Origin of the sequence: Taibaiella helva (assembly GCF_003545695.1) — a bacterium.
Lineage (GTDB): Bacteria > Bacteroidota > Bacteroidia > Chitinophagales > Chitinophagaceae > Taibaiella > Taibaiella helva.
In genome coordinates this window covers 256,385-278,878 of the sequence record NZ_QUZZ01000007.1, presented here as the reverse complement: position 1 = coordinate 278,878, position 22,494 = coordinate 256,385, and the positions used below count along the sequence as shown (strand labels likewise).

At 51.7% G+C, this 22,494-nt stretch carries 29 protein-coding genes; 23 read left to right on the top strand and 6 right to left on the bottom strand.

The genetic code is table 11. The features are described from left to right. Positions 1-103: 103 nt before the first annotated feature. Both DZC79_RS13190 and DZC79_RS13185 read left to right on the top strand, forming a co-directional pair. Positions 104-847, top strand: coding sequence for a class I SAM-dependent methyltransferase (locus DZC79_RS13190; RefSeq protein WP_118952060.1), 744 nt, complete (start codon positions 104-106; stop codon positions 845-847). 36 nt (positions 848-883) lie between these two features. Further along, a complete protein-coding gene (locus tag DZC79_RS13185; protein WP_118952059.1) occupies positions 884-1,318 on the top strand; it encodes an SRPBCC family protein in 435 nt (144 codons plus the stop codon). 151 nt (positions 1,319-1,469) lie between these two features. Here the strand turns inward: DZC79_RS13185 and DZC79_RS13180 are convergent, their stop codons facing one another. After that, positions 1,470-1,670 (bottom strand): hypothetical protein, encoded by a 201-nt coding sequence (locus tag DZC79_RS13180; RefSeq protein WP_118952058.1) that lies wholly within the window; start codon positions 1,668-1,670, stop codon positions 1,470-1,472. A 91-nt stretch (positions 1,671-1,761) separates the two neighbouring features. Continuing rightward, positions 1,762-2,010 (bottom strand): class I lanthipeptide, encoded by a 249-nt coding sequence (locus DZC79_RS13175; protein WP_157977128.1) that lies wholly within the window; start codon positions 2,008-2,010, stop codon positions 1,762-1,764. Positions 2,011-2,573: 563 nt separating this feature from the next. Between DZC79_RS13175 and DZC79_RS13170 the strand changes: the two genes are divergently transcribed. The 4 genes from DZC79_RS13170 to DZC79_RS13155 all read left to right on the top strand — a co-directional run bounded on the left by DZC79_RS13170 (position 2,574) and on the right by DZC79_RS13155 (position 5,455). Beyond that, positions 2,574-3,122: a porin family protein gene (locus DZC79_RS13170; RefSeq protein ID WP_198666881.1), complete on the top strand. Its 549-nt coding sequence runs from the start codon at positions 2,574-2,576 to the stop codon at positions 3,120-3,122. An 86-nt stretch (positions 3,123-3,208) separates the two neighbouring features. Then, entirely contained in the window at positions 3,209-4,291 is a 1,083-nt protein-coding gene (locus tag DZC79_RS13165) for a sensor histidine kinase (RefSeq protein WP_118952056.1), read from the top strand. Continuing rightward, positions 4,288-5,004 carry a LytR/AlgR family response regulator transcription factor gene (locus DZC79_RS13160; protein WP_118952055.1) on the top strand — a complete coding sequence of 239 codons (717 nt, stop codon included), beginning with the start codon at positions 4,288-4,290 and terminating at the stop codon, positions 5,002-5,004. Before DZC79_RS13165 ends, DZC79_RS13160 begins: the two co-directional genes overlap by 4 nt. A 91-nt stretch (positions 5,005-5,095) precedes the next feature. After that, entirely contained in the window at positions 5,096-5,455 is a 360-nt protein-coding gene (locus DZC79_RS13155) for a hypothetical protein (RefSeq protein WP_157977127.1), read from the top strand. 8 nt (positions 5,456-5,463) lie between these two features. Here the strand turns inward: DZC79_RS13155 and DZC79_RS13150 are convergent, their stop codons facing one another. Further along, positions 5,464-6,090 carry a class I SAM-dependent methyltransferase gene (locus DZC79_RS13150; RefSeq protein ID WP_118952053.1) on the bottom strand — a complete coding sequence of 209 codons (627 nt, stop codon included), beginning with the start codon at positions 6,088-6,090 and terminating at the stop codon, positions 5,464-5,466. 198 nt (positions 6,091-6,288) lie between these two features. After that, entirely contained in the window at positions 6,289-6,747 is a 459-nt protein-coding gene (locus DZC79_RS13145) for an SRPBCC family protein (RefSeq protein ID WP_198666880.1), read from the bottom strand. A gap of 146 nt (positions 6,748-6,893) precedes the next feature. Here DZC79_RS13145 and DZC79_RS13140 point away from each other — a divergent pair, with 146 nt between their 5' ends. The 8 genes from DZC79_RS13140 to DZC79_RS13105 all read left to right on the top strand — a co-directional run bounded on the left by DZC79_RS13140 (position 6,894) and on the right by DZC79_RS13105 (position 12,290). Next, positions 6,894-7,166 carry a hypothetical protein gene (locus tag DZC79_RS13140; protein ID WP_118952051.1) on the top strand — a complete coding sequence of 91 codons (273 nt, stop codon included), beginning with the start codon at positions 6,894-6,896 and terminating at the stop codon, positions 7,164-7,166. A gap of 19 nt (positions 7,167-7,185) precedes the next feature. Continuing rightward, a complete protein-coding gene (locus DZC79_RS13135; protein ID WP_118952050.1) occupies positions 7,186-7,371 on the top strand; it encodes a hypothetical protein in 186 nt (61 codons plus the stop codon). A 93-nt stretch (positions 7,372-7,464) separates the two neighbouring features. After that, complete coding sequence (locus tag DZC79_RS13130; protein ID WP_118952049.1) at positions 7,465-8,433, top strand: SGNH/GDSL hydrolase family protein; 969 nt, start codon at positions 7,465-7,467, stop codon at positions 8,431-8,433. Positions 8,434-8,750: 317 nt separating this feature from the next. Further along, positions 8,751-9,248 (top strand): DinB family protein, encoded by a 498-nt coding sequence (locus DZC79_RS13125; RefSeq protein ID WP_118952048.1) that lies wholly within the window; start codon positions 8,751-8,753, stop codon positions 9,246-9,248. A gap of 64 nt (positions 9,249-9,312) precedes the next feature. After that, on the top strand, positions 9,313-9,942 hold the full coding sequence (locus DZC79_RS13120) for a GyrI-like domain-containing protein (protein WP_118952047.1): 630 nt from the start codon (positions 9,313-9,315) through the stop codon (positions 9,940-9,942). Between the two features lie 124 nt (positions 9,943-10,066). Continuing rightward, positions 10,067-10,588: a DUF2911 domain-containing protein gene (locus DZC79_RS13115; protein ID WP_118952046.1), complete on the top strand. Its 522-nt coding sequence runs from the start codon at positions 10,067-10,069 to the stop codon at positions 10,586-10,588. Between the two features lie 692 nt (positions 10,589-11,280). After that, a complete protein-coding gene (locus DZC79_RS13110) occupies positions 11,281-11,880 on the top strand; it encodes a hypothetical protein (protein ID WP_118952045.1) in 600 nt (199 codons plus the stop codon). Between the two features lie 56 nt (positions 11,881-11,936). Beyond that, positions 11,937-12,290: a hypothetical protein gene (locus tag DZC79_RS13105; protein WP_118952044.1), complete on the top strand. Its 354-nt coding sequence runs from the start codon at positions 11,937-11,939 to the stop codon at positions 12,288-12,290. Between the two features lie 69 nt (positions 12,291-12,359). Here DZC79_RS13105 and DZC79_RS21255 read toward each other — a convergent pair whose 3' ends face one another. After that, positions 12,360-13,163, bottom strand: a complete 804-nt coding sequence (locus DZC79_RS21255; protein ID WP_157977126.1) for a CFI-box-CTERM domain-containing protein — start codon at positions 13,161-13,163, stop codon at positions 12,360-12,362. Between the two features lie 198 nt (positions 13,164-13,361). On the opposite strand from DZC79_RS21255, the gene DZC79_RS13095 reads away from it, so the two are divergent. Then, a complete protein-coding gene (locus tag DZC79_RS13095; RefSeq protein ID WP_157977125.1) occupies positions 13,362-15,755 on the top strand; it encodes an outer membrane beta-barrel family protein in 2,394 nt (797 codons plus the stop codon). Here the strand turns inward: DZC79_RS13095 and DZC79_RS13090 are convergent. Beyond that, positions 15,748-17,190: an aminotransferase-like domain-containing protein gene (locus tag DZC79_RS13090; protein WP_118952041.1), complete on the bottom strand. Its 1,443-nt coding sequence runs from the start codon at positions 17,188-17,190 to the stop codon at positions 15,748-15,750. The genes DZC79_RS13095 and DZC79_RS13090 overlap by 8 nt on opposite strands. 124 nt (positions 17,191-17,314) lie before the next feature. On the opposite strand from DZC79_RS13090, the gene DZC79_RS13085 reads away from it, so the two are divergent. The 8 genes from DZC79_RS13085 to nfi all read left to right on the top strand — a co-directional run bounded on the left by DZC79_RS13085 (position 17,315) and on the right by nfi (position 22,461). Next, on the top strand, positions 17,315-18,232 hold the full coding sequence (locus DZC79_RS13085; protein ID WP_198666879.1) for a DMT family transporter: 918 nt from the start codon (positions 17,315-17,317) through the stop codon (positions 18,230-18,232). Continuing rightward, positions 18,229-18,678: a DUF1572 family protein gene (locus tag DZC79_RS13080; RefSeq protein ID WP_118952039.1), complete on the top strand. Its 450-nt coding sequence runs from the start codon at positions 18,229-18,231 to the stop codon at positions 18,676-18,678. The genes DZC79_RS13085 and DZC79_RS13080 overlap by 4 nt, the downstream gene beginning before the upstream one ends. Further along, positions 18,675-19,148 carry a GNAT family N-acetyltransferase gene (locus DZC79_RS13075; protein ID WP_118952038.1) on the top strand — a complete coding sequence of 158 codons (474 nt, stop codon included), beginning with the start codon at positions 18,675-18,677 and terminating at the stop codon, positions 19,146-19,148. The genes DZC79_RS13080 and DZC79_RS13075 overlap by 4 nt, the downstream gene beginning before the upstream one ends. A 199-nt stretch (positions 19,149-19,347) precedes the next feature. After that, positions 19,348-19,518, top strand: a complete 171-nt coding sequence (locus tag DZC79_RS21250; protein WP_157977124.1) for a hypothetical protein — start codon at positions 19,348-19,350, stop codon at positions 19,516-19,518. Between the two features lie 24 nt (positions 19,519-19,542). Continuing rightward, complete coding sequence (locus tag DZC79_RS13070; protein WP_118952037.1) at positions 19,543-20,037, top strand: prolipoprotein diacylglyceryl transferase; 495 nt, start codon at positions 19,543-19,545, stop codon at positions 20,035-20,037. 83 nt (positions 20,038-20,120) lie between these two features. Further along, the gene (locus DZC79_RS21470) at positions 20,121-20,348 is read left to right on the top strand and encodes a hypothetical protein (RefSeq protein WP_198666878.1); all 228 of its coding nucleotides are present in this window, start codon (positions 20,121-20,123) and stop codon (positions 20,346-20,348) included. A 52-nt stretch (positions 20,349-20,400) separates the two neighbouring features. Next, positions 20,401-21,741 (top strand): two-component system sensor histidine kinase NtrB, encoded by a 1,341-nt coding sequence (locus tag DZC79_RS13065; RefSeq protein WP_198666877.1) that lies wholly within the window; start codon positions 20,401-20,403, stop codon positions 21,739-21,741. 6 nt (positions 21,742-21,747) lie between these two features. Beyond that, entirely contained in the window at positions 21,748-22,461 is a 714-nt protein-coding gene (gene nfi, locus DZC79_RS13060; RefSeq protein ID WP_118952035.1) for a deoxyribonuclease V, read from the top strand. Positions 22,462-22,494: the final 33 nt, after the last annotated feature.

Sequence of the window (22,494 nt, the reverse complement as noted above, 5' to 3'; positions counted from 1 at the left end):
CTTGGAAATTGGTATTTGGTACTTGTACCTTGAAAGTTGGTATTTGGAATTTTGAATTTGGAATTTGAAATACCTTTACGCCTTCCATAAACCAATAACGCAGATGAAAGAGAACCCTTACGACGATCCGGACTTCTTCCTTCAATACAGCCATATGGACCGCTCGGTAAAAGGCCTTGAGGGCGCCGGTGAATGGTACCGGTTTCGCGAGATGCTTCCATCTTTCAAAGGCAAACGGGTGCTCGATCTGGGCTGCGGCTTCGGCTGGCACTGCCGTTATGCAGCAGAGCAGGGCGCCCTTTCGGTAACCGGTGTCGACCTTTCTGAAAAAATGCTCGCTGTAGCGCAGGGAAAGAACGGGCTGAACAATATCGTTTACCGGCAGGCGTCTCTCGGGGAAGTTGAATTTGCCGATGCTGCTTTCGATATCGTGCTCAGCTCGCTTGCCTTTCACTACCTGGAATCTTTCGCTGCGATCTGCCGTAAGGTAGCGCGCTGGACTGCGCCCGCAGCACATTTCGTATTCTCGGTCGAACACCCGGTCTTTACAGCGCAGGGCCCCCAGCAATGGATACTGGACCAGGAAGGCCGGCCGCTTTACTGGCCTGTAGACAACTATTATACGGAAGGCAGAAGGGATGCCGTTTTCCTGGGTAAACGCATCACAAAATACCATCGTACCCTGACCACCTATATCAACGATCTGCTTGAAGCCGGCTTCGCCATCTGTAAGCTTGTCGAGCCACAGCCCGCGCCGGAGCTGCGCAGCAATGCAGCGATGAAAGAGGAGCTGCGCCGGCCTATGATGCTTCTTATCGCCGCGCAGAAGACCGGCCAGGTATCCTAACATTATCTTGTCCCAAACATAGCAATACCTACCTCAATGAATACCGTAGAAAAACCGATCCTGATCAAAGCCGCGCCGCAACAGGTGTGGCGGCTGCTGACAGAACCTATGCTTATGCTGCAATGGATGGGCGATCCGGAAATGCAGCTGGAGGTCGATACCAGCTGGGAGGTAGGAACACCCTTTATCATCAGGGGGCGGCATCATATCCGCTTTGAAAACAGGGGCACCTTACTCTGCTACGAACCCTCCCGGCGCCTGCAATACAGCCAGCTTAGCTCCTTGTCGCGCCTGCCCGACCTGCCTGAGCATTATACCCTGCTTGATTTTATACTGGAACCGGACGGGGAAGATACCTTGCTCACTTTAACGCTGTCCAATTTCCCTACAGAGACCATAGAAAAGCACCTGGCCTTTTATTGGCTCGCCACTTTGCATAAGATCAAAAAGGCAGCGGAGGCGCTGGCCTGACGGAGATTGTGTCCATCACACCCTGCCAGGCATAACAGATGCACAACGCCTTTGTTTGCAGGCAGGGATATTGCATTTCGCTACAAATACAACGATGGAAAAAACAATGTGTCTCCGCGAGTGTAACGATAAAAAATAGCAGAGCTTACAACTATACCGGCCATTCCTGGCATACCGTGTTATCGGCAGCCCGTGGTGGCCAATGGGCGCATACGGTAGTATTGCTGTTATCCGAACCGCCGGTTGCCTTGTTACCGGCCACAACAGCGGCCTGAAGTGGCCGTTCCAGTGCATGGATGTGCTTTTTAAGCAGGATCAGCTTAGGGCGGGGGCCAGGATTCTTTTTATTCATGGGTATGGCTTGTATGGACAAGATCAGAGATAGGGAACATCATTTCCCCGGAAAGTGATCGAACAGCCTCCCGGGGAAATGTAAGCCTTCTTTAACAAACGCAACCAGGCATACCGCTAAAGCAGGTACCCGCGCAGGAGATAATGCAGGTATTCTGGTTACAGGTCTGCTTGATAGTGCCTACAGGCGTGCCGGTACAGGCATCGCAATTCGTCTGGCAGGCCGACAGCGCTTCCGTATTGGTTACACCGCCCATTACGCTTCCTCCCTGGTCGTCGCTTAGGATCATAATGGTCTTCTTGCGCAAAGATAGCCGGGCATTCATGGTTTTCTTTTTCATTTTTTTGGGTTTGGTTTTATGCAAGTTACATAGCCTTACTGCAGGAAAAATGCAGCATGCGGCATTATCTTTACCCTGACCTCATCATCAGAAAAGCAATGCCCCCCTGAATAAGGACTTTGTCCTGACACTGCAGCAACGCGCCCCGGGCAAACGGCTAAATCCTACGACTACTGCTCAGCCAGTTGCCCGCCATCCCGACCTTACCTGTAACCATGCTTCTTACTGGCACCAATACACCTGTCGCACCATACCCGCAGGAGGACACCAATGCCTGGAATGCTAGCACTCTTTGCGCTCTTAAAACAGGCGTCATCCCTGCAGGTCAGCGCCTGTTCTTCAGGGACCGGACAGCGTTAATATCCGTGGTATGCCGCTCATCAGGCGGCTTGGTAGAATAATTGTACCACTCCGTATAATAACTGGCAGGCGCCGACATGCTTCGCCTATTTTTACCGGGCTGTGCCACGCTGTCTTGCAGCACCGTACCTGCATGTTAACTGTCTGATCGGGCGCCGGACTGTCTTCCGGCAATACACATGATGAAGCAAACAACAGCAACATTGTTATTAATAGCATGTGCCGCTGCGGGCGCCAGGGCGCAATCCTTCGGTCTGGGCGCCAAGGGCGGAATGAACATCAGCGGCTATGCCGGCGGCAATATGCAGTCCAAAGCGCTGGTCGGCTATCACCTGGGAGGTATGCTCAGCTTCGGCTTCGGGCGCGTGCTGTCGCTGCAGCCGGAAGTGCTGTTCTCTACACAGGGCGCTAAAGTAACCACGAACGGGAAAAGTGAGACCCTCAGAACGCAATACATTACCTTGCCCGTAATGCTGAAGCTGAAGGCTTCCGGGGGATTTTACCTCGAGATCGGTCCGCAGTTTGGTTATCGCTCTTCTGAAAGGATACCGGAGCAAAGCTTCAGCAGCTTCACCCGCAACCTGGACCTTTCGGCAGGTATGGGCATGGGATACCAATCGGGAGCAGGCTTCGGCTTTGGCGCACGTTACCTGGCCGGGCTTTCAAAAGCCGGTGACTTTTCCGGACGCGATATCAGCCCCGACTTTAAGAACAGTGTGATCCAGCTGAGCCTGTTCTGGATGTTCCATTAACCAGGCAAAACGAGTGGTAGCCGGATTGACCTAATTTCGCCGCAAAACGTCCTCCTTTCATTTTATCCTTTTCCGAATTTGCGATCATGACTGCTCTTACCGATCAGGGACAGGCAAGGGACTTTGATCCCCGCAGGACCTATTTATACATTTTCCTTTTCGACAGGCGCTTCCGGATGCCCAGGCATGCGCTGGTAATTCTCATCCTGATGCTGGCTTTCTTTTCCAGCTTCAAAGAATTCCGCAAACCGGAAACTTATTTCATACAGCCGGCCAACCTGGTCTACCTGTTCCTGCTGCCACTATACACCAATATGTATTTCCTGGTGCCCCGCTACCTGTTCCAGGGCAAATATTTCCGCTATGTGCTCTTTGCCGCGCTGATGCTGGTCCTGCTGCTCCTGGGCGCCCTGGCGCTCGACGTCGCATGGGACCCCTACCGCGTAACACCCAGGGAACGGAACGACGATGCGCTCCAGGGATTGCTGGCGCTCATCATTGTATTCGCCGTTTTCCTGTTGTCTTCCACTGCGCTCAAACTGTTTAAGCGATGGATCGACGACAGCATTACCATTAACGAGCTGGAAAAATACCGGGTGGAGTCGGAGCTGAACCTGCTCAAGAACCAGATCACGCCCCATTTCCTGTTCAATATGCTGAACAATATCAATGTCCTTACCCACCAGGATCATAAAAAAGCCTCCGAGCTGCTGCTCCGGCTGTCGGACCTGCTGCGGTACCAGCTTTACGACAGCGCCAAGGCCAATGTCTTCCTCAATGCCGAGATACGGTTCATTGAAGATTTTCTTACCCTGGAGAAAATAAGGAAAGATTATTTCAACTTCACCATAACGGTAGAGGGCGATCCCGAGGCCATTATGATCCCGCCTTTCCTCTTCATCACCTTTGTCGAAAACGCCATCAAGCATAACGTTTTCGGCAACCGTGTCGCAGTCGTCGACCTGCTTTTTCATATCGAAAAAGATCATTTGCTTTTCCTTTGCATCAACTCCAAACGGGCCGCTCAAAAAAAAGTTCCGGGTAAAGAGGGGGGATTAGGGCTTTTAAGTGTCAATAGATGGTTGGATCTCAATTACGGGTCAAAACATGACCTGGTGATCCGTGAAACCGAGGAGAGTTTTTCCGTTACCCTAAAAGTACCCCTATGACCTGTATCATCATCGACGATGAGCCTTTGGCGCGTGAAGCCCTGAAGATCCTTATCGGCGACAACAAGGAGATGACATTGCTGGCCAGCCTGGGCGACCCTGAAGAGGCAGAGACCCTGATCCCTGCATTGCGTCCCGACCTGGTATTCCTGGATATTGAAATGCCGGGGCAAACCGGCCTTGAGCTGGCCCAGAAGATCAGCCCCGAAACCATGATCATCTTTACCACCGCGCACCCTCAGTATGCTGTAGAAAGCTATAATATCCAGGCGCTTGACTATATGCTGAAGCCGGTAAAGCCCGACCGCTTCCGCAAGGCGCTGGCCAAGGCGAAGGCTTATATTACCCTGCTCGGCCAGCATATTGCCGATCCCGGCGATTTCTCAGAAGATTATGTTTATATCAAGGCCGACCGTAAATTCATGAAGGTACAGTATGCCGATGTTCTATATATCGAAGCGTTGAAGGACTATGTCGTGATCCATAAAGCTGATCAGAAGATCATTACGGCCATGAACCTGAAGACCATTTACGAACAGCTGCCCAAAGGCCGGTTTATTCGTGTCAGCCGTTCTGCTGTAGTCAATAAGGATCACATCAGCTCTACCGACGGCTTTGTAGTCACAGTGCAGGAGCAGGAGCTGACCATAGGAGAAAGCTATAAGCATGATTTTTTTAAAGAGGTAGTGCACAAGCGGCTGATATCGCGTTAGTGCAGAATACAGCGAAAAGCAGGTTTGGTAGAAAAAACCGCGGGACTCATCGAAAATCCCGGTAACGCATCAGGCAGGACGTTAATTTTGAATGAAACCTTCAAAGCCTGCTTCTATGCAATACCTGGTCTATCATAAGCTGGACGGCCCGCAGCGATCAGAACAGCTGATCAGCTGTTTGCAGCCGGTAGCCGATGATCTATATGCCTGCAGGGAGCTCATTACGATCGATGCAGCAGCTACTCTGACACTTTCGGCAATGACAGATATTCTGCACGATTTCATGGCGCAATACCCGCTGGGGGACGATGATATCCTGTACCTCTTCTACCCGGATGCCGGCGGACAGATTGCCCTCTGGCCCTTTAAAAAGCAGGGCAGTGCCCGCCTGCGGAAACGGGATGCTGCGATAAGGATACATCCTGAAGAAGCCGGTATCCTGCGCCCCTGAGCGTATCGCTATTGTTTGCGGGCGACCAGGATCAGGTCGGATGTTCCCATCGGGCCGGGAGAAGATTGCTGCTGCTGATGAAACAGCTCAAAGCCTGCAGCTTCCATTGCCGGTACCAGGTCGGCCGCCTCGTAGTAATGCATATACACCTCGGTACCGTTAGAGGAAGTATAAGGTCCGGAGCTGCTGTAGGGGCCTTCGATGGTGCTGAGGTAAAGGATGCCCCCGGGCAGCAATAAAGCAGCGGCATCGGCGATCAGCTTCAGCGCTTCGTCCCGGTTCAGGTAAGGAAATGCAAAGCCGCAAACGATCCCGTGGTACCGGTCGTTGAGCTGGGCAATATCGCGGCAGTCCATTTGCGCGAAAGCAGCCTTTGGATTGTTGTCCCTGGCCAGGTCCAGCATAGCAGGCGCCAGGTCGAGCCCCAGCAGCCGCAGATCGGGCCTTTGCTGCAGGAGGTACCGGGTAATATTGCCGGGCCCGCAGGCAATGTCCAGCACAGCAGCTTCGCCGGGAGGCAAGGCATTGCAAAACAGATCAAGTGTGCTGCTGTAGAGGCTTTGATCCATGTATTTGTCCTGGTAGTTACGGGCTTGTTTATCAAACACCCCTACGGCTATGGAATTGTTGTCCATAAAAGATTGAAGAATAAATTAAGAGATGTATCCATAAAAAAGCCGTGGGCCGGCAGGTTAAGGAATTGGCTTGGGGGAGCCTTGCCTTACGCCGCCCCGGCTTTTTGGATACTATTTATCATAGCAGGCCTGTAAGACATTGAAGCGCTTACAGGTCTTATTTTATGGTGCATTGTATTAGAACAGTATCGGTTTCCGTCAGGGTTTCCGTATAAACTTATCCGCAACAAGGTTGAGCTCGATACCATGCTCGAGATAGGCCTTAAGCCCGTCGAGCACTGTAGTAAAGCCGCCGGTATTGTCGTTGATCGCCCTGACCAGCTCATCGCCCTGCTCCCTGAAGCCGTAATTCCGGATCACCACATAAGTCGTATTCTCCGTTTGGGCATCGAAAGTAAATTCGACGGTAACCGGCGGGTCCTGCCACTCTATGACGATTTTCCGGCCGGGTACCAGCTCCCTCACCTTCACTTCGGTCGACACCTGGTACATGCGCCATTCCCAGGTTACTGTTTTTCCTTCTTCCAGCATGCCACTGGCATGTGTAAACCAGAAGTGCGTGGTTATGGCCGGATCTATGAAAGCCTGATAAACCTCGGCGGCGGGCTTCCGGATCAGCATTTGCGCTTCAACGCTTGTAAAATGTGCTGCACTCATCGCTTTCCTTTTAGTGAATATAAAAATAACGAAACAACAATTAACGGCAACAGATGTTTGAGCAGTAAGATAGCGTTATCGCTGTTAAAATGTAAATTTCAGCGGCAAATAAAGCGCCCGCTCTTTTTTTTCTTTATTTTTAGGATATGATTTTTGAATTATCGCTTTCCGCACCCGAGCATGCCCATTTGATCGAGGGCTACCATGATTATTTCCAGGATAATCATGTATTTTCCATCGACTGGGCTTACCCCGCATTACCCGGTGTCGGTCATTCTTTCGACGAAGCCTATATCATTTCGCTGCTGCAGGGAAAGGTAAATACCGATATGCTCCCCCATACCTGGACCATCGTCGATCTCAAGTGGTATGCTGCCGGGGGTTCTATGCTGCCGAGACTTTATGTAGTGGGAAGATAATCTGCAGGAGCATTATTATATGGACCATAACGACGAGCAAAACCGGCGGCATAGGGATGAATGCGACGGGGCCGAAGACATCAGGGCAACCGTACGCCTGGCCAGATCCTTTATAGAACGGGGACTGATGACCCTTCCTGAAGCGCTGAAATACTTTAACCTGCCAGCTGCCGTATACGAAAGGTATGCTGAAGAAGTCTCTTAAAAGAGCAGCGCGAAAGGCCTGCATGATAATGCAGGAGCGGATTTTTGTTCCTGTATATAATAGTACCTTTGCTTCTGACCAAGCTTCCCTTCATTGACCGGAAGACCAGACAAAAAACATTCTCATTTCAATCTTATCGTGCTGCATCTCAAACGGATCGACAGAGCTTGCCCTGTAAGGCGCTTCGGATGGCTTTGCATCATAGCGTTATTTCTTTTTTCCTGCGAAAGGCCGGTTTCGGTACCCGCCGGAGGGCAGAAAGGATTCCTGTCACCGGCAATACCCCAGGCCCCGGCGGTAATAGCGCCCGAGGCCAAAGGCCCGAAAAGGATCTTCTTTGTGGGCAATAGCCATATCCGGTATTATATCAGCATCCCCTCGCTGTTTTCCAGCCTGTGCCGTTTCAACAATATCCCGATCAAAGAAGAGCAGGTGGTGGAAATGGGCATTTCGCTGCTGGACATCTACAAGGACCACAGGAAACAGCTCGACGAGGCCTGTGCAAAGAATGATCCCGATGGTAACTATTTCGACTATGTCGTGCTCCAGGAAAGGACGCCCGTGGTTACCAACAATTCAGAAGAGTACAAAGCATCCGTCCGGAAGCTCATGTCGCTGATTAAGCAAAACAGCCCCGGCGCCGTGTTCCTGGTATATGAAATGGCCCCCTCCCGCGACTTTGTACGTAACCAGGGCGAGTTCAGGAAACTCTACGATAATATTCTGAAAGTGAACCGGGAGGTCATCACCGAGCATAACAATACCAAGCTTTACCGCGTGGCCGAAGCCATTAATGCCGCCTATGAAGGCGAAAGCGGGTACCGTTACCTGGTCAACGGCGAAGATCGCCTGCGCCATGGCAGCCTGACCTTACACCTGCTTAACGATTCCGGCTTTATGGCTGCTGTACAGCTCTATGCCACCTTGTTTGGCAAGCTGCCGGAAATTCCTGCCGAAATGTATTTTACAGATAGCAGCCTCGATACGCAGCGCCTCCATCCCGTAAAAGATGCCGTATCGGACCCCGAAGCCCTGCTGCAGATCGCCCTGGCCTATCGCTGATCCCCTTTTTCAGATTGTTTTTATTGCCCGCCGTTCTGGCCGGCATGCATAGCGATCGGACACGCCCTCACTGTTTTGCCCCTACGGGGCAAGGATAAGCTTGCTCATCCTGCGACAAACCTTTGGCTCCTGCGGAGCCCGCTCTCCCTTGCACGGCAAGCCGGTCGGGACGCATAACGGCGGGAACGGCGGCTATACCCGGCCCACATCGGCCAGCCGGGACGCGTCGCATATTTTTTTCCGGCTGAAAAAAGGACTGCCATACTGTTGTCAGTGGACGGCGCTTATTTTGTTCCAGCAAAACAAAAAAACGCCTTATGTCAATGATCTCCATGTTCCGAAAAGAACTCGAACAAGAATCCGTTGTAACCCGCAAGATGCTGGAACGCATTCCCGACGACAAATACGACTGGAAGCCGCATCCCAAAAGTATGACCATTAAGCAGCTGTCTACCCACATCGCGGAGTTGCCCACCTGGATCACCATGGCCATCACTACCGATGGTCTCGACTTCGCTACCGCCCCTTACGACCCACCCAAGATTGCAAACACAGCAGAGCTGATGAGCCTGTTCGAGGCTTCCCTGAAAGATGGCTTCTCCGAGCTTAAAGAAGAAAATGAAGGCAAGATGGACGATCCCTGGACGCTGCGCAACGGCGAAGAGGTCTACAGCACCACCAGCAAGGCCGAAACGATCCGCATGGCGCTGAACCAGGTCACACATCACCGGGCACAGATGGGTGTCTTTCTGCGCCTGCTCGATATTCCCATCCCCGGCAGCTACGGACCCAGCGCCGACGAGATGAATTTCTAAACTTTATACTAACCATGGAGGCGGACCGGAACGCTACGGCCGCTTCTATGGCTAAACAGACATCATGACAAAGACTGATTTTACCCGGCAGTACCGGAATTACTATACCGCAAAGGAACAGCCCGAGCTGATACACATCGAACCTGCTGTTTACCTGTCAATCGAAGGCCGGGGCGATCCCGATGACGCTCCTTTCGCTGAATGCATACAAGTCCTCTACAGCATAGCCTATGCCATCAAATTTACCTATAAAGCACAGGGCGCCGACTTTGTAGTGCCCAGGCTTGAAGGCTTGTGGTGGTTTGATGAAGCACGCTTTGGCAGTCGGACTGCCGACAGCACTCCGCAGGAAGTACCCCGCAGCGAATGGTTTTTCCGGCTCCTGATCCGTATGCCGGAAACCATCGACAATGAAACGGTGGAAAAGGCCAGGGAACAGGTGATAAGGAAAAAGCCTTTACCCGGTCTGCAAGCCGTATCTCTGTACCGCATGCACGAAGGGCTATGTGTGCAGCAGCTGCATCGCGGCCCCTTTGCCAATGAGCCCCAATCGCTGAAGCAGATGCAGGCTTTTATGTCCGATTACCGCCTGGAGCGCAATGGGCTGCACCACGAGATCTACCTGTCCGATTTCAGGAAAACCAGTCCCGATAAATTGCGGACGATCCTCAGAGAACCGGTAAAGCAAGGTTGAGCAGCTTTAATGCCAACATACAAGCCGCTTGTTAGCATGGCTGAAATAAGCTTTCGTTAACAGGACATATCCTGAAACGCCATTATCTTTACGGGACATTTAACCAGCTAAAAAACAAATACCTATGAGAAAGATCGCTGCTTTCTGTACTTTATTGATGACTGCTGCAGTGCTCCAGGCGCCGGCGCAGGAAATGAAACATGAACAAGGCGCACCCAAAAGCCCACGCGTAACAGCTAAGAACGATATCGCAGAAATCAGCTACGGCCAGCCCTCCAAACGGGGCCGCGAGATCTTCGGCAAGCTCGTACCCTATGGCGAAGTATGGCGTACCGGCGCCAATATGTCTACCGACATTACGTTTAATACCGATGTACTGTTTGGCGGCGTTACCGTTCCCAAAGGCACTTATTCCCTGTTCACTATTCCTGAAAAAGAGCATTGGACCGTGATCCTGAACGGACAGCCGGCACAAAAAGGCGCTTCTGAATACGAAGCCAATAAGAGCAAGAACGTCGCTACAATACGCGCCAAGGTAGAAAAGCTGAGTAGCGTGCAGGAAGCCCTGGTGATCGAGCCCGGCAAAAATGCGCTGACCTTCAAATGGGATAATGTATCGGTTTCTGTACCGATGAAGAAAAAATAATACGTCGTACGATTTTATGTCGTATCGATATAAACGCCCTCCGGATCACCCGGAGGGCGTTTATATTTTCTGCCCCTGACGAGAAGTCAGGTTTTGAAAACTTGACTTCTCGTCAGGGGCTTTCAGGCAATTCGGAAAGCGCTGAATTAGCTGGCCTCGAATGCCAAAAGAACTAAAACCTGCTTCAATAATACCCCCTGTTGTACGGGCAATATAAGCTAGCACGATTCCGACTGCATATCCTTTCTCAATTAAGTTTCTGTTTGTTTCCCCATCTCAAAACAGGTTTTTTGCACCAGTACAACAAATATACTTACCGCTAGGTATAGACCCCACGAAAACCTCGTCGTTATTTTGCCTTAGAAAAAAAGAACCTACAGAAATACCCGCACCAAAAGAGGTAAAAGAACCTTCGCGCAATTAAGAACCAAGGCGGCAACAAAAGGCTACTAACAAAACTTGGGCGGATGCTAAAAGAGCAGTATCGAGCAAACAGAAAGACGATGAATAAATAAGTTCCAACAATGATTTAAGTCCGAAAAGGAGACGTATATCTTTGGTACATCAGGACGTCAGATGTATTTGTCGAGGCGAGAAAGCCGAGATAGATTGCTGGCGAAAACCTGTAGCAATCGAATAATACATATTTTAATATTGCAAAGCTTTTTTAACTTCAAAACCCACAATTAAAAATGAAAAAAGTAACAATCTTTTTTGCAGTCCTCACCATCACTTTCGCAATAGGATGCCAGAAAGAAAATCAAATCGGTAAGATGCAGCAGTCAGCTGTCGACGATAACAAAAAAACGATGTCAGCAACCGCGTCAACGAGTGAAATGCCTACCGATGGCCCTTATGCAAACTGGATAGCAAACGCTGTTAAGACAACAAACCCTGCCCGACTGGTGGCTTTCCAGCAGGTATTTAACCCAACAGAGCCACTTGCCCCTTATTTAAAAATGACTATGGTAAATGCAACTATTTCGGGCACGGGTATGGAAAGCATTGGCGTAATATTGGAACCCGATCACAGCCACGACAATCAGGTTCAGGATTGGGGGATATATACAGACCCTACCACAGGAGACCAATATTATTACGGCCATGTGCTTGGGAAGGATGGATTTTGGTACCCCGGTAGATTTTGGCTAATGAATGGACAGTGGTTCTTTATACCGTTCCAACGTTTTGAGATGGAGGGTAACGACAAATTCCCTATCGATAGCGGCATTGATATGGATAACCTCGCATTCAATCCGCTATTGAATATAACCTTCAGGCACATTGTATAGTTTTAATATACTCAATCAGGCAGAAGTCTCTGCCTGATTTTAATTAGATTTGAAGAATGAAGACAATTGCGCTTTTATCCGTCCTTGCACTTTCGAGTACCATCGTTTACGCTCAAAGTATCGATAGTATAGGCCGAAGGAGCATAATATCCGATCACAGGCTTATCGAAGGCAATTTAGAGAAAGACCCCCAAACCACATATGGGAAACTTGTACCTGCTATGATTATTATCCTAAATTACTCGCAGGTGATAAACATGGATCAATATTTGCAGATAAAAAGAAATAAGGACATTATTAAAGAGTACGATATAGATAAAAAGCATCCAGAATCCGGCGAAGTTGAAAAAATTAGAATTGTGGAATCGAAAAACAAAGACAAGTATAAAGATTTAAGCATAAAAGAGTAGCAAAACGGAAGATCACCCTAACCAAAAATGTACACTGCCAGCAGCGCTTTACACTTTACAAGATAGCCGCTATTTACCGATCCGCGCCATCAAGGGCGATAGCAGGCAGCGCCGTACCCAATTCCTGCGACTGGTGCTGCGGGCAATCCACGCGGCCAGCGGCGGCGACAGCCTGTAGTACGCCCGGATAAAGGCTCTGCCGGCGACCGAACCAGACAGCACCTCGTCCCGGTAGCGACGCAGCCGCACTACCTCGGGGGCATCTTCATCGCCATAGCAGGCCGTTGCAACAAAGCAGGCCTTTTTTGCCACCACATTCCGCTCCTTCATCAGGCGGTCGATATAAGCCTTGCCCTGGCTCAGGTTCCAGCTGGTACCCGTCGTTACATATTTGATCGCCTGCAGCAAGCCCTGGCTTTGCAGTATAGCGATAACCGCATCTGCATCGGGCCCACTTCCCGCAGGTATTGAACCTGGCGTTCCGGAAACATGATCCGGCTCCGTAAGGCGGTCAACATATTCTTTCGATTCCTTCAATCCCCAGCCATAGGTATCGCAGCAATACTTGATGGCCGTAATCTTGCCCTGCGTATTAACCATGTTAAGGATATAAGCATCGTTGGGATGGATCGAGGCTGGACTGCTACCAAAAGCTGGCTGCTGCAAGTTGCCACCTTCCTGCGACAACTTGCCCTGGCCGGGCTTGAAGACATGGCCGCAGGCACTGCATTTCAGCTCCATATTATTGTTGTCCACATTACCCGCAGGCATGGTCATAACCCCGGCAGCGCTGCTGCTGCTCAAGCCTTCCAGGTACATGATGAGATCGGGAGAATAGCAATAAGGGCAAATGATCTTTACAGGAGGGTTCATAAAAAGGACAATTGGTACAGCAAGATAACAATAAGCGGGCAAACAGGGTTCGCCGCATTAATTTATCCGTTTCAGCACACTGAAGCGGAATGTTCTCTAGCATTTTTTACACCAATTTTAATCGCCGGTATTTACCGATTCAACCAATACGCCTACATTTGCAGCCTTCCCCCTTTATACCTTGTAAACCCCAGTATAATGCACCCTCTGAAATGGTTTCTCTGCCTTGCAGGATACCTCTTGCTCTGTGTTTCGCTCCATGCCCAGCAAAGGCTGACGGGTAAAGTATATGAGCAAAAAAAACCGCTGCCCTTTGCCAATGTACTGCTCCACGATGCACGCGACAGCTCATTATTATTAGCCCCTGCCTTTACCGACAGCAGCGGCGCCTTTGCGCTCGCGCTGCCCGATCCCCTGCCTGCAAGCTTTATCGAGATCAGCATGCTGGGCTATAAATCTTTTATAGCGCCGGTAAGCGCCGGCAGCACACCGCTTATGGTAAGCCTGGAAACAGACGGTACCTTGCTGGACGATGTCGTCATCAGCGATAAAAAAGCATTGATCGAACGCAGACCCGACCGCACGATCTTTAACGCGGAGCAAAGCATCGGCGCCGTTGGCAGCGATGTATATGAATTGCTAAAAAAGACGCCGGGCGTACAGGTTGGCAGCGAAGGCGTACGGATCGTGGGCAAAAGCACCGTGAACGTTATGATCAACGACCGGCCGGTGCAGCTGACCGGCGACGAGCTGGAGTCGATGCTGCGCAGCCTGCCTTCAGGCGATGTGTCCCGTATCGAGGTCATCACCGCGCCACCTGCGAAATATGATGCGGAGGGCAACTCCGGTATCATCAATATCGTTACCAAAAAGAAACGGAACAACGGCTTCAACGGCACACTGAACCTGACCTATGAGCAAAGGACCAGGCCCGCACAGGAGCTCGAAGGCCTCTTTAATTTCCGGAAGGATAAACTCAATGTATATGCCACCCTCAGCGGCGGCCGGGAGCGTTATATTTCCCGGCAGCAGACCAACACTTTTTACCCCGGGCAGGAACAGGAGCTGGTGCTGAACCAGGACAACCGGCCGATTTACACTTATTCGCAGGCAGGTATAGATTACGACCTCGGCAGCAATATGACCCTGGGCCTGCAATACACCCTCGGCTCGCTCGATGCGAAGAGAGATGAGCTGATCAGGATCAAGGTCTGGCAACGCCCCTCCATGCAACTCGATTCGCTGATGAATACGGATGCCTATGCTACAGAAAAAGCCCGCAGGAACGTAATCAACCTTAACTACGACTGGAAGATAGACAGCGCGGGCCGCCGGCTCACGCTCAATGCCGAATATTTTAACCGGCGCAGCGACAAAACACGCAATTTCACCACCGGCAATTTCTTTACCGACGGCGCTACAACCGGCACCAGCAGCGATAACCATACCAGCGGTATGCAGCTGACGCGGATCACCAACCTCCGCGCCGACCTGGAATGGCCTTCGCAGCTGGTCAATTTTTCTGCCGGCGCCAAGGCCACCTTTATCCGCAACAACAGCGACAACGCTTTTGAATACCTGCTCGGACAAAGCTATGTGAACGATCCTGGTAAGACCAACACCTTCGACTACCAGGAAAACACCCAGGCCCTGTATGCCAGCGCTCAGCGCTCGTGGGGCAACTGGCACCTGCAGGCCGGCCTGCGCGCAGAATATACCCAGACAAAGGGCGTCTCTCAAACCTTAAACCAAACTAATACCAACGATTACCTGAAGTTTTTCCCATCGGCTTACCTGCAATACAAGCCCAACGAGACGCATAGCTGGAACCTGAACTATACCCGCCGGATCAACCGGCCTTCCTTCTGGAATATGAACCCCTTCCGGGTGTACAGCACTGCTACAGCCTATGAGCAGGGCAATCCCTTCCTCCAGCCTTCTTTCAGCAACAATATCGAGCTGGGCTATACCTATAAATCCATCCTGACGGTTAACGCTTTTTTCCAAAAGGTCGATGCTTTTGCGACCAGGGTATCCGATATCGACACGGTCAACAGCACCTTTTTCTTCTTCCAGGCCAACGCCGGCAACGAGGTAGAATACGGGATCAGCGCCAGCCTTACCTTCAGCCCCCTGCCCTTCTGGGAAACGGCCACGCAATTCTTCGGCGTCTACAACCGCTTTCATACCTCCTATTACAATACCGGGCAACCTTCCTCGGGCAGGCCCGGCTTCTCGATAGAAACGGATCATACTTTTACGCTCAACCGGTCAAAGACCCTGTTGGCGCAGCTTCACGGCAGCTATTACGGAAAGGCTCAGGACGATGTCGATATCCAATCGGCCTATGGCGCGCTCGATATCGGCGCCAAGTGGCTGGTTTTTCAGAAGAAAGTGGCTGTATCGGTATATGCGTCTGATCTCTTCCGCACCGACATTTCAGAATTCGTCAATGCTTATAACGGCACCTTCCAGCACCGCTACTACGACAGCCGGAGCCTGAGGGTATCGTTGAGCTGGAAGTTCGGCAACAACGAGCTCAAAACAAGAAAGGCCAGGAAGATGAACGAAGATGCGGGCCGCGCTAACTAACCAGCATACTTTTGATCAGGTTGCCCAAGGTCTTCAGCGTATTGTCCAGCTGCTCGTTCCAGGGCATGCCGTAGCTGATCCGCATACAATTATCAAACTGCCTTTTCAAGGTGAACATACGTCCCGGTGCAATGCTGATCTTTTTCTTTATCGCCCGCTCGTACAGTTCCATAGTATCGATCCGCTTGTCCAGCTCAACCCATAGCACGAAGCCTCCCTGCGGGCGGCTCACTTTGGTCCCTTCGGGGAAATAATCGGAAATGGCGCGGATATACTGCAGGAAATTGGTGTGCAGGGTTTGCCGCAGGCGGCGCAAATGGCTCTCGTAACGACCATTCTCCAGGAAGTCCGCGATCACCTCCTGGGTCAGTGTTGTCGACGAAATAGAATGGACCTGCTTCATACGGATCACATCGTTCTTAAACTGCCCGGGCGCCACCCAGCCTACGCGATAGCCCGGCGCCAGCGTTTTGGAAACGGAACCGCACCAGAGCACCAGGCCGCTTTCATCAAAGGTCTTGCAGCACTTGGGCCGGCTGTCGCCGAAATAGACATCGCCATAGAGATCGTCTTCGATCAAGGGTACGTTATAATGCTGCAGCAAGGCGACCACAGCTTTCTTATGCTCATCGGGCATACAGCTGCCCAGGGGATTGTTGAAATTGCTGACCAGCAGGCACAGCTTGACCTTATTGGTGGCCAGCGCCTTTTTCAAAGCATCGATCTCGATCCCGGTCTTCGCATTGGTAGGCAGCTCCAGCACATTCAGGCCAAGGCTCTCGGCAAGTCGGATGATGCCGAAATATACCGGGCTCTCCACCGCGATCGTATCGCCCGGCCGCACCAGCGTCATCATGGAGAAAGAAATGGCATTCATGCAGCCGGCAGTAGTGATCAGGTCCTGCTCGCCCAGGTTGCCGCCCCAGTTGAACGACCAGCGCGCAATATCCCGGCGCAGCTTCTCGTTACCTTGTATCGGTTCGTATGCCGTACCGCTGCCGGGAAGGGTCCTTATCGCCTGCACCACGCCCTTGTTCAGCTTGGCAATAGGCAGCAGCTCATCGGCGGGAACGCTCAGCGAGAACAAAGTGATATCATTATTACCGATCGTACGGAATACCTTGTCGACAATGTCGCGCGGGTTATGCGCTCCCGGCTGGCTCGGCCGGCTGGTCTCGGGAAAAGCCGGCTGCCGGTGCGGGCAATAGGATACATAATAGCCCGACTGCGGCCGTGATTCAATAAGGGCGCGGCTTTCCAGCTCAAGATAAGCCTGCTGCGCCGTGCTCATGCTTACGCCATGCTGCCGGCAGACCATACGGATGGAAGGCAGCTTGTCCCCTATTTTAAGCAGCCCCTCATGGATCTGCCGCTCTATGCCCCGCGCAATGCGCAGGTACAAAAGATCCTTCGATTTCCTGACAATTGTTTTCATCGTATCAACGAAACTGTACTGGTCAAAATTAACATAATTGTATCTGTATTGGAAAATAAATTTCCCACACCTTTGTGTGGCTTTTCTAAAAAGACGTCAATAGTCGACCGACATCCGCAACAACATGAATCAATCGAAAGCGTACCTGGCCCTTCTTGTTATCTGTATCGTATGGGGAACCACCTACCTGGCCATGCTCATTGGCGTCGCCAGCTTCCCTGCATTTTTATTCTCCGGTCTGCGGCATACCATCGCCGCTGCTATCCTGTGGCTGTCCATGCCCCTGCTGAAGAAAAAGATCAAGCTCAACGCCCGTGATGTAATGAGACAGGTCATTCCCGGTGTGCTCATGCTGGCCCTGGGCAACGGTACTATAGGCTGGGCCGAAAAATACATACCCAGCGGCCTTGCGGCGCTCATCGTTTCGGTGATGCCCGTCTATGTGGTCCTCATCAACTTTGTCACCGGCCGGGGTAAGGGTACCCTCAACGGCAAAGTCATTCTCGGCCTTCTGCTCGGCTGTGTCGGCATCGTGCTCATCTTCAGAGACAACCTCTCCGACCTGGTAGACAGCCGTTACCTGATGGGCGTGCTGGTTTGCTTTGCCGCCTCGCTCAGCTGGGCTGCCGGTACAGTGTATATGAAACATAGCGGCGCTACTACCGACTCCTATGTGAATACGGCGCTACAGCTGACCAGCGGCGGCCTGGCCCTGCTCATCAGCTCGCCCTTCCTCGACGACCTCGGTGAGCTGAAGCATATCCAGCCGGAAAGCCTGTGGGCCCTCGCCTACCTCATTGTATTCGGCTCCATCCTTTCTTTCCTGTGCTATATCTATGCCGTAAAGAACCTGCCCGTAGGCCTGGTGTCCATTTACGCTTACATTAATCCTTTTATCGCAGTTAGCTTGGGCTTCCTGCTCAAAGACGAGCGGGTGACCTGGATCACTATCATCGCCTTTATGACCACGCTGGGCGGCGTGTTCTGGATCAACAGAGGCTATAAAGTCAACAACAATCAGCTTAAAACCGTATCCAAATGACAGCAGAACAATACGCCTGGCTATTCCGCCAGGGCATCGACAATGTAAAGACGGAGCTCAGCGCCTATCCTGGCGAAGAAAGTCTCTGGATCAGGGACCGAGCCATCAACAATTCGACGGGCCACCTGGCGCAGCACCTGGTGGGCAACCTGCGTTTGTTCGTAGGCAAAACCATGGGCAAGGTACCCTATACGCGCGAGCGCGACAGGGAATTCAATGAGCGGCAATTTGACCGGGGGCAGCTGCTGAACATGCTCGAAGAGACGGCCCTTATTATTGAACAGACCTTGGCGGGCAGGGACGAAGCCTTTTTTGCGCAGGCCTTCCCTGCCGATGTCGTGAGCATCAGGGAGGGGCAAACCTTTGGCTTCATGCTCCACTACCTTTATGCGCATCTCAATTATCACCTGGGACAGATCAATTATCACAGAAGGCTTTTATCATGACAACCACCACGAACATTACGATAATCCCGTATCAGAAGGCATACCAGGTTCACTTCGAGCGGCTGAACAAAGCCTGGCTGGAAGCTTATTTCAAAGTAGAGCTCGTAGACGCCTGGGTGCTGGGCAACCCCGAAGAGGCTATACTTAAAGATGGCGGAACGATCCTTTTTGCCGCCGCAGGCGAAGAGATCATCGGTACTGTAGCGCTGAAATATATGGCGCCCGGCATTTACGAGCTGACCAAAATGGCCGTGGACGAATCTTTTCAGGGCAACGGCGCAGGAAAGCGCCTTTGTGCCGCCGCAATAGACAAAGCCAGGGAACTGGGCGCCGGCGAACTGATCCTCTATTCGCAAACCAGCCTTAAGGCAGCCATCGGCATTTACCGCAAGCTCGGCTTTACGGAGCTTCCGCTCGAGCCGGGCAAGTATGAAAGAGCTGATATTAAAATGCGTTTGCTCCTTCGCTGAGACTTTAGTCCCGAACAGAACATTTATACCCTTGTGCACTGCCCCGCCCGGCAGTGCATTTTTCATGATACGGGCCGATGACGACAGCCAACCTAATGCCTTGATATTTGTTGAACAAAGAGATAGATAACGAATACAGTGCGAAAGAGCAGACGTTAAAATAGAAAAGGGACGTCAACCATTTAATCAATTATAGGTTATGGATACAGAACAGCTAAAGCAGGAAATAAAAGATAAAGAGCTGCGGCTGAGCCAGCTGAGAAGCATGGATACCCATCAGCTCCGACAGAAGGACCGCACGCTCATCAGCCAGCTGGAACAGGAGCTCGGGCAGCTCAGGGAACAGCTGGGCGAGGATCAGGAAATGTAGTTCGTTACCCAAAACCGGCAATTTATGGCTAAAGAGAACAGAAGTGAACGTCGGGAAGACGAGGCAGCACAAAATAAAAGGAAAGCAGACCCTTCCGGCGGGAAGCAGAAGGCTGCTCCGGACAAAGAGCAGAAGGAAACAGCCCGGGAGGAAACAACTTCAGGTGAGCAGAAAAATGCGGCACAAGAAGATAAAGACCCGCACAGAGGTATCACCGGGAATCCGGTAAGGTCCACTCAGGAACCTACCGCAGAAAGCAAGGACAAAAAAACAGAAAAAGAGGAGCTACCTTCTTCTGGCAAAGCCGGAGAGCAAGCTGCGTCCAGTAAGAAGAAAAACGAGCTGCAGGAAGATAAGGATCCACATAGAGGCACAGCCGAAACCCTTTCCCAGCACAGGAATCTTGACCCTGATGGAGAAAGAAATAACGATGAGAACGCCGATGAAGGCCACGCACCAGGAGAAAAGGCTGAAGCTAAGCCGGGTAAAAGCGGGCGTTCGGATCCGGAAAAAGAATAACAATAACTGCCGGCCCAACCGGCATTTTATTTGCCGTTACGTTCGCCAGGTAAATTTACATATTCACCCATAAATGATCTGATATGAAAGCGACCAACCTGCTTTATTCCGTATTACTGCTGACCACCCTGGTACTGACCGCATGCGCCGGCGACCCGGAAAATACCAATGCCCGCAGCCTGAATGTAGATAGCAGCAATGTCCACGGCACGGCGCCGGTACAATATGGCGCCGATGATCCGGCCGATACAACACCAAAGCTGCAAAGCAGCGATGACACCGGTCGCAGAGCCAATACCGAGCAGCGATAATGTAACGCGATGCTTCATCGCCCGGCTCAGCAAACACAATAAATCCAACCAGATGCTCAAGGACAAACCGGTGATCAGGATCAGCGATGCCAGCGCTGCCCAGCTCTCGCAGCTGGAAAGCTGGCTGAATGACGAATACACGATCAGTACAGACGAAACAAAGGATGCCCGGCTATCCATATCGTATGCTACGGAGTACAGCTCGGGAATAGGAATGCCCTTTATCCGGTTTGAATCGGTAAACACAGGCGACCTGCGTTCCATAGTGTCTTCTTACCAGCTACCGGAACAGCACATCACACCTTCCATCATTAAAGTGATCGTGGGCCTGCTGCTGCATTCCGACACGAAAGAGCTGGACAACAAGAATTACCGGATGGCTTTCGATCGCGCTCATGATCTTATCCTGCTGGCCGATTGTGAGCACAATATCCTCCGCGCCAACGCGTCGGCGGTCAGCAAGCTCGGGTACAGCGAAGCCGAGCTGAAAGAAATGAACCTCGCCGACTTGTTCTATACCGGGGCGGCCGGCGAGGACTTTATCAGCCATATCTGTGAGCAAGGGCGCGTGGTACATTGGGAATACCAGCTGAAAACGAAAGAAGGACGCCCCGTAGATGTGATGATAAGCGCCGATATGATGAATGAGGAAGACAAGATCTTCCTGTGCATTGCGCAGGATATTTCCGTGCATAAAGAAGCCCACAGGCAACGCAAGCAGGAAGAGCATCTCGTGATCATGGGTAAAATGGCGCAGATGATCGCTCATGAAGTGCGCAATCCCCTGAATAATATCCTGCTGGCCCTGAGTCAGCTCAAGGCCCGGCCCAAACCGGAGGAAGAAGAGGAGAAAACGTTCCTGGACATCATCGACCGTAACTGCATGCGCATTAATGCGCTGGTAACCGAGATGCTGGACCCTGTACGTGTCCTGGATATAGAGCTGAGCCCGGTGTCCCTTATAACCGTCGTACGCGAAGCCCTTTATCTTAACGAAGACCGGATCAGCCTGCGTCAGATAGCAGTCACCCGGGATATGGAGCAGGATGTACCCCTGATGATGGATAAGGAAAAAATGGTCATCTGCATTTCTAATATTCTCGTCAATGCGATAGAAGCCATCGACGGCCCGGGCGGAAAGATCGAAATCAGCACCCGAAGGAGCGGGGACCGTATCTACCTGAGCATACGGGATAATGGCAAAGGCATGACGGAGAATGAAAAGAACAATATCTTTAACCCCTATTTCACGACCAAACCAAGGGGAACGGGCATGGGTATGGCGGCCACTTTGCAGATCGTGCGGGCGCACGACGGTGCGATCGACGTAGTTAGCGAAAAAGGCAAAGGCGCCGAGATCATCCTCTCCCTTCCCCTGTCACAGGAACAATAAGTATTTATGGATCTGTCTGCTTACGATACCCTAGACCTTCCTTCTGCAAGGGCACTGCAGGAAACATTACGTAAGAACATCAGCCTGCTGCCCCTGCAGCAGGAGATCAGGACCATCGCCGGCGCCGACATTTCCCTGAACCGCTTCAGTGAGGTGATCTATGCCGGCCTTGTCCTGCTGCGTTACGACACCTTGCAGCCGGTTGCATATTCGCTGGTCAAAGGCATCACGCGTTTCCCATATGTACCAGGCTTCCTGGCTTTCCGTGAGGTACCGGCGCTGATGCGTGCGCTGGAGCAAATGCCCGTTAAGCCCGATGTCATTATGGTCGACGGGCATGGCATTGCACATCCGCGCCGCCTGGGTATTGCAGCCCACCTGGGTGCGCTGGCACAGATACCGACCCTGGGCTGCGCCAAGAAGAAGCTGTTTGGCAAATACACCGAGCCGGAGAACAGCAAAGGCGCTTACGAACCCTTAAAAGATAAAGAAGAGACCATCGGGTATGTATTGCGCACCAAAAACCGGGTCAAGGAAGTCTTTATTTCTCCAGGCAGCCATATGAGCCTGGACGACAGCCTGCGCATTGCCCAGCATTGCACCGGCAGCTACCGCCTGCCAGAGCCTACGCGTCGCGCGCACGAATACGTCAATCTGCTGCGTACCGGGCAGATACCGGAAGGCTACCATGAGCTTCCCGAAGGAAAAGCGCTCTTTTGAACATAGATCCCTTCAACCTTCAGCTGCAGAAAC

Excerpts from the sequence above, each read along its gene's own strand:
- DZC79_RS13110 (WP_118952045.1), top strand. The coding sequence starts at position 11,281 with ATGAAAAAAGTAACAATCTTTTTTGCAGTCCTCACCATCACTTTCGCA.
- DZC79_RS13145 (WP_198666880.1), bottom strand. The coding sequence starts at position 6,747 with ATGAGTGCAGCACATTTTACAAGCGTTGAAGCGCAAATGCTGATCCGG.
- DZC79_RS21255 (WP_157977126.1), bottom strand. The coding sequence starts at position 13,163 with ATGAACCCTCCTGTAAAGATCATTTGCCCTTATTGCTATTCTCCCGAT.
- DZC79_RS21250 (WP_157977124.1), top strand. The coding sequence starts at position 19,348 with ATGGATACAGAACAGCTAAAGCAGGAAATAAAAGATAAAGAGCTGCGG.
- DZC79_RS13180 (WP_118952058.1), bottom strand. The coding sequence starts at position 1,670 with ATGAATAAAAAGAATCCTGGCCCCCGCCCTAAGCTGATCCTGCTTAAA.
- DZC79_RS13085 (WP_198666879.1), top strand. The coding sequence starts at position 17,315 with ATGAATCAATCGAAAGCGTACCTGGCCCTTCTTGTTATCTGTATCGTA.
- DZC79_RS13150 (WP_118952053.1), bottom strand. The coding sequence starts at position 6,090 with ATGGACAACAATTCCATAGCCGTAGGGGTGTTTGATAAACAAGCCCGT.
- DZC79_RS13135 (WP_118952050.1), top strand. The coding sequence starts at position 7,186 with ATGGACCATAACGACGAGCAAAACCGGCGGCATAGGGATGAATGCGAC.
- DZC79_RS13070 (WP_118952037.1), top strand. The coding sequence starts at position 19,543 with ATGGCTAAAGAGAACAGAAGTGAACGTCGGGAAGACGAGGCAGCACAA.
- DZC79_RS13105 (WP_118952044.1), top strand. The coding sequence starts at position 11,937 with ATGAAGACAATTGCGCTTTTATCCGTCCTTGCACTTTCGAGTACCATC.
- DZC79_RS13175 (WP_157977128.1), bottom strand. The coding sequence starts at position 2,010 with ATGAAAAAGAAAACCATGAATGCCCGGCTATCTTTGCGCAAGAAGACC.
- DZC79_RS13075 (WP_118952038.1), top strand. The coding sequence starts at position 18,675 with ATGACAACCACCACGAACATTACGATAATCCCGTATCAGAAGGCATAC.
- DZC79_RS13155 (WP_157977127.1), top strand. The coding sequence starts at position 5,096 with ATGAAACCTTCAAAGCCTGCTTCTATGCAATACCTGGTCTATCATAAG.
- DZC79_RS13190 (WP_118952060.1), top strand. The coding sequence starts at position 104 with ATGAAAGAGAACCCTTACGACGATCCGGACTTCTTCCTTCAATACAGC.
- DZC79_RS13080 (WP_118952039.1), top strand. The coding sequence starts at position 18,229 with ATGACAGCAGAACAATACGCCTGGCTATTCCGCCAGGGCATCGACAAT.
- DZC79_RS13185 (WP_118952059.1), top strand. The coding sequence starts at position 884 with ATGAATACCGTAGAAAAACCGATCCTGATCAAAGCCGCGCCGCAACAG.
- DZC79_RS13140 (WP_118952051.1), top strand. The coding sequence starts at position 6,894 with ATGATTTTTGAATTATCGCTTTCCGCACCCGAGCATGCCCATTTGATC.
- DZC79_RS13115 (WP_118952046.1), top strand. The coding sequence starts at position 10,067 with ATGAGAAAGATCGCTGCTTTCTGTACTTTATTGATGACTGCTGCAGTG.
- DZC79_RS13160 (WP_118952055.1), top strand. The coding sequence starts at position 4,288 with ATGACCTGTATCATCATCGACGATGAGCCTTTGGCGCGTGAAGCCCTG.
- DZC79_RS13095 (WP_157977125.1), top strand. The coding sequence starts at position 13,362 with ATGCACCCTCTGAAATGGTTTCTCTGCCTTGCAGGATACCTCTTGCTC.
- DZC79_RS13065 (WP_198666877.1), top strand. The coding sequence starts at position 20,401 with ATGCTCAAGGACAAACCGGTGATCAGGATCAGCGATGCCAGCGCTGCC.
- DZC79_RS21470 (WP_198666878.1), top strand. The coding sequence starts at position 20,121 with ATGAAAGCGACCAACCTGCTTTATTCCGTATTACTGCTGACCACCCTG.
- DZC79_RS13125 (WP_118952048.1), top strand. The coding sequence starts at position 8,751 with ATGTCAATGATCTCCATGTTCCGAAAAGAACTCGAACAAGAATCCGTT.
- DZC79_RS13165 (WP_118952056.1), top strand. The coding sequence starts at position 3,209 with ATGACTGCTCTTACCGATCAGGGACAGGCAAGGGACTTTGATCCCCGC.
- DZC79_RS13090 (WP_118952041.1), bottom strand. The coding sequence starts at position 17,190 with ATGAAAACAATTGTCAGGAAATCGAAGGATCTTTTGTACCTGCGCATT.
- nfi (WP_118952035.1), top strand. The coding sequence starts at position 21,748 with ATGGATCTGTCTGCTTACGATACCCTAGACCTTCCTTCTGCAAGGGCA.
- DZC79_RS13120 (WP_118952047.1), top strand. The coding sequence starts at position 9,313 with ATGACAAAGACTGATTTTACCCGGCAGTACCGGAATTACTATACCGCA.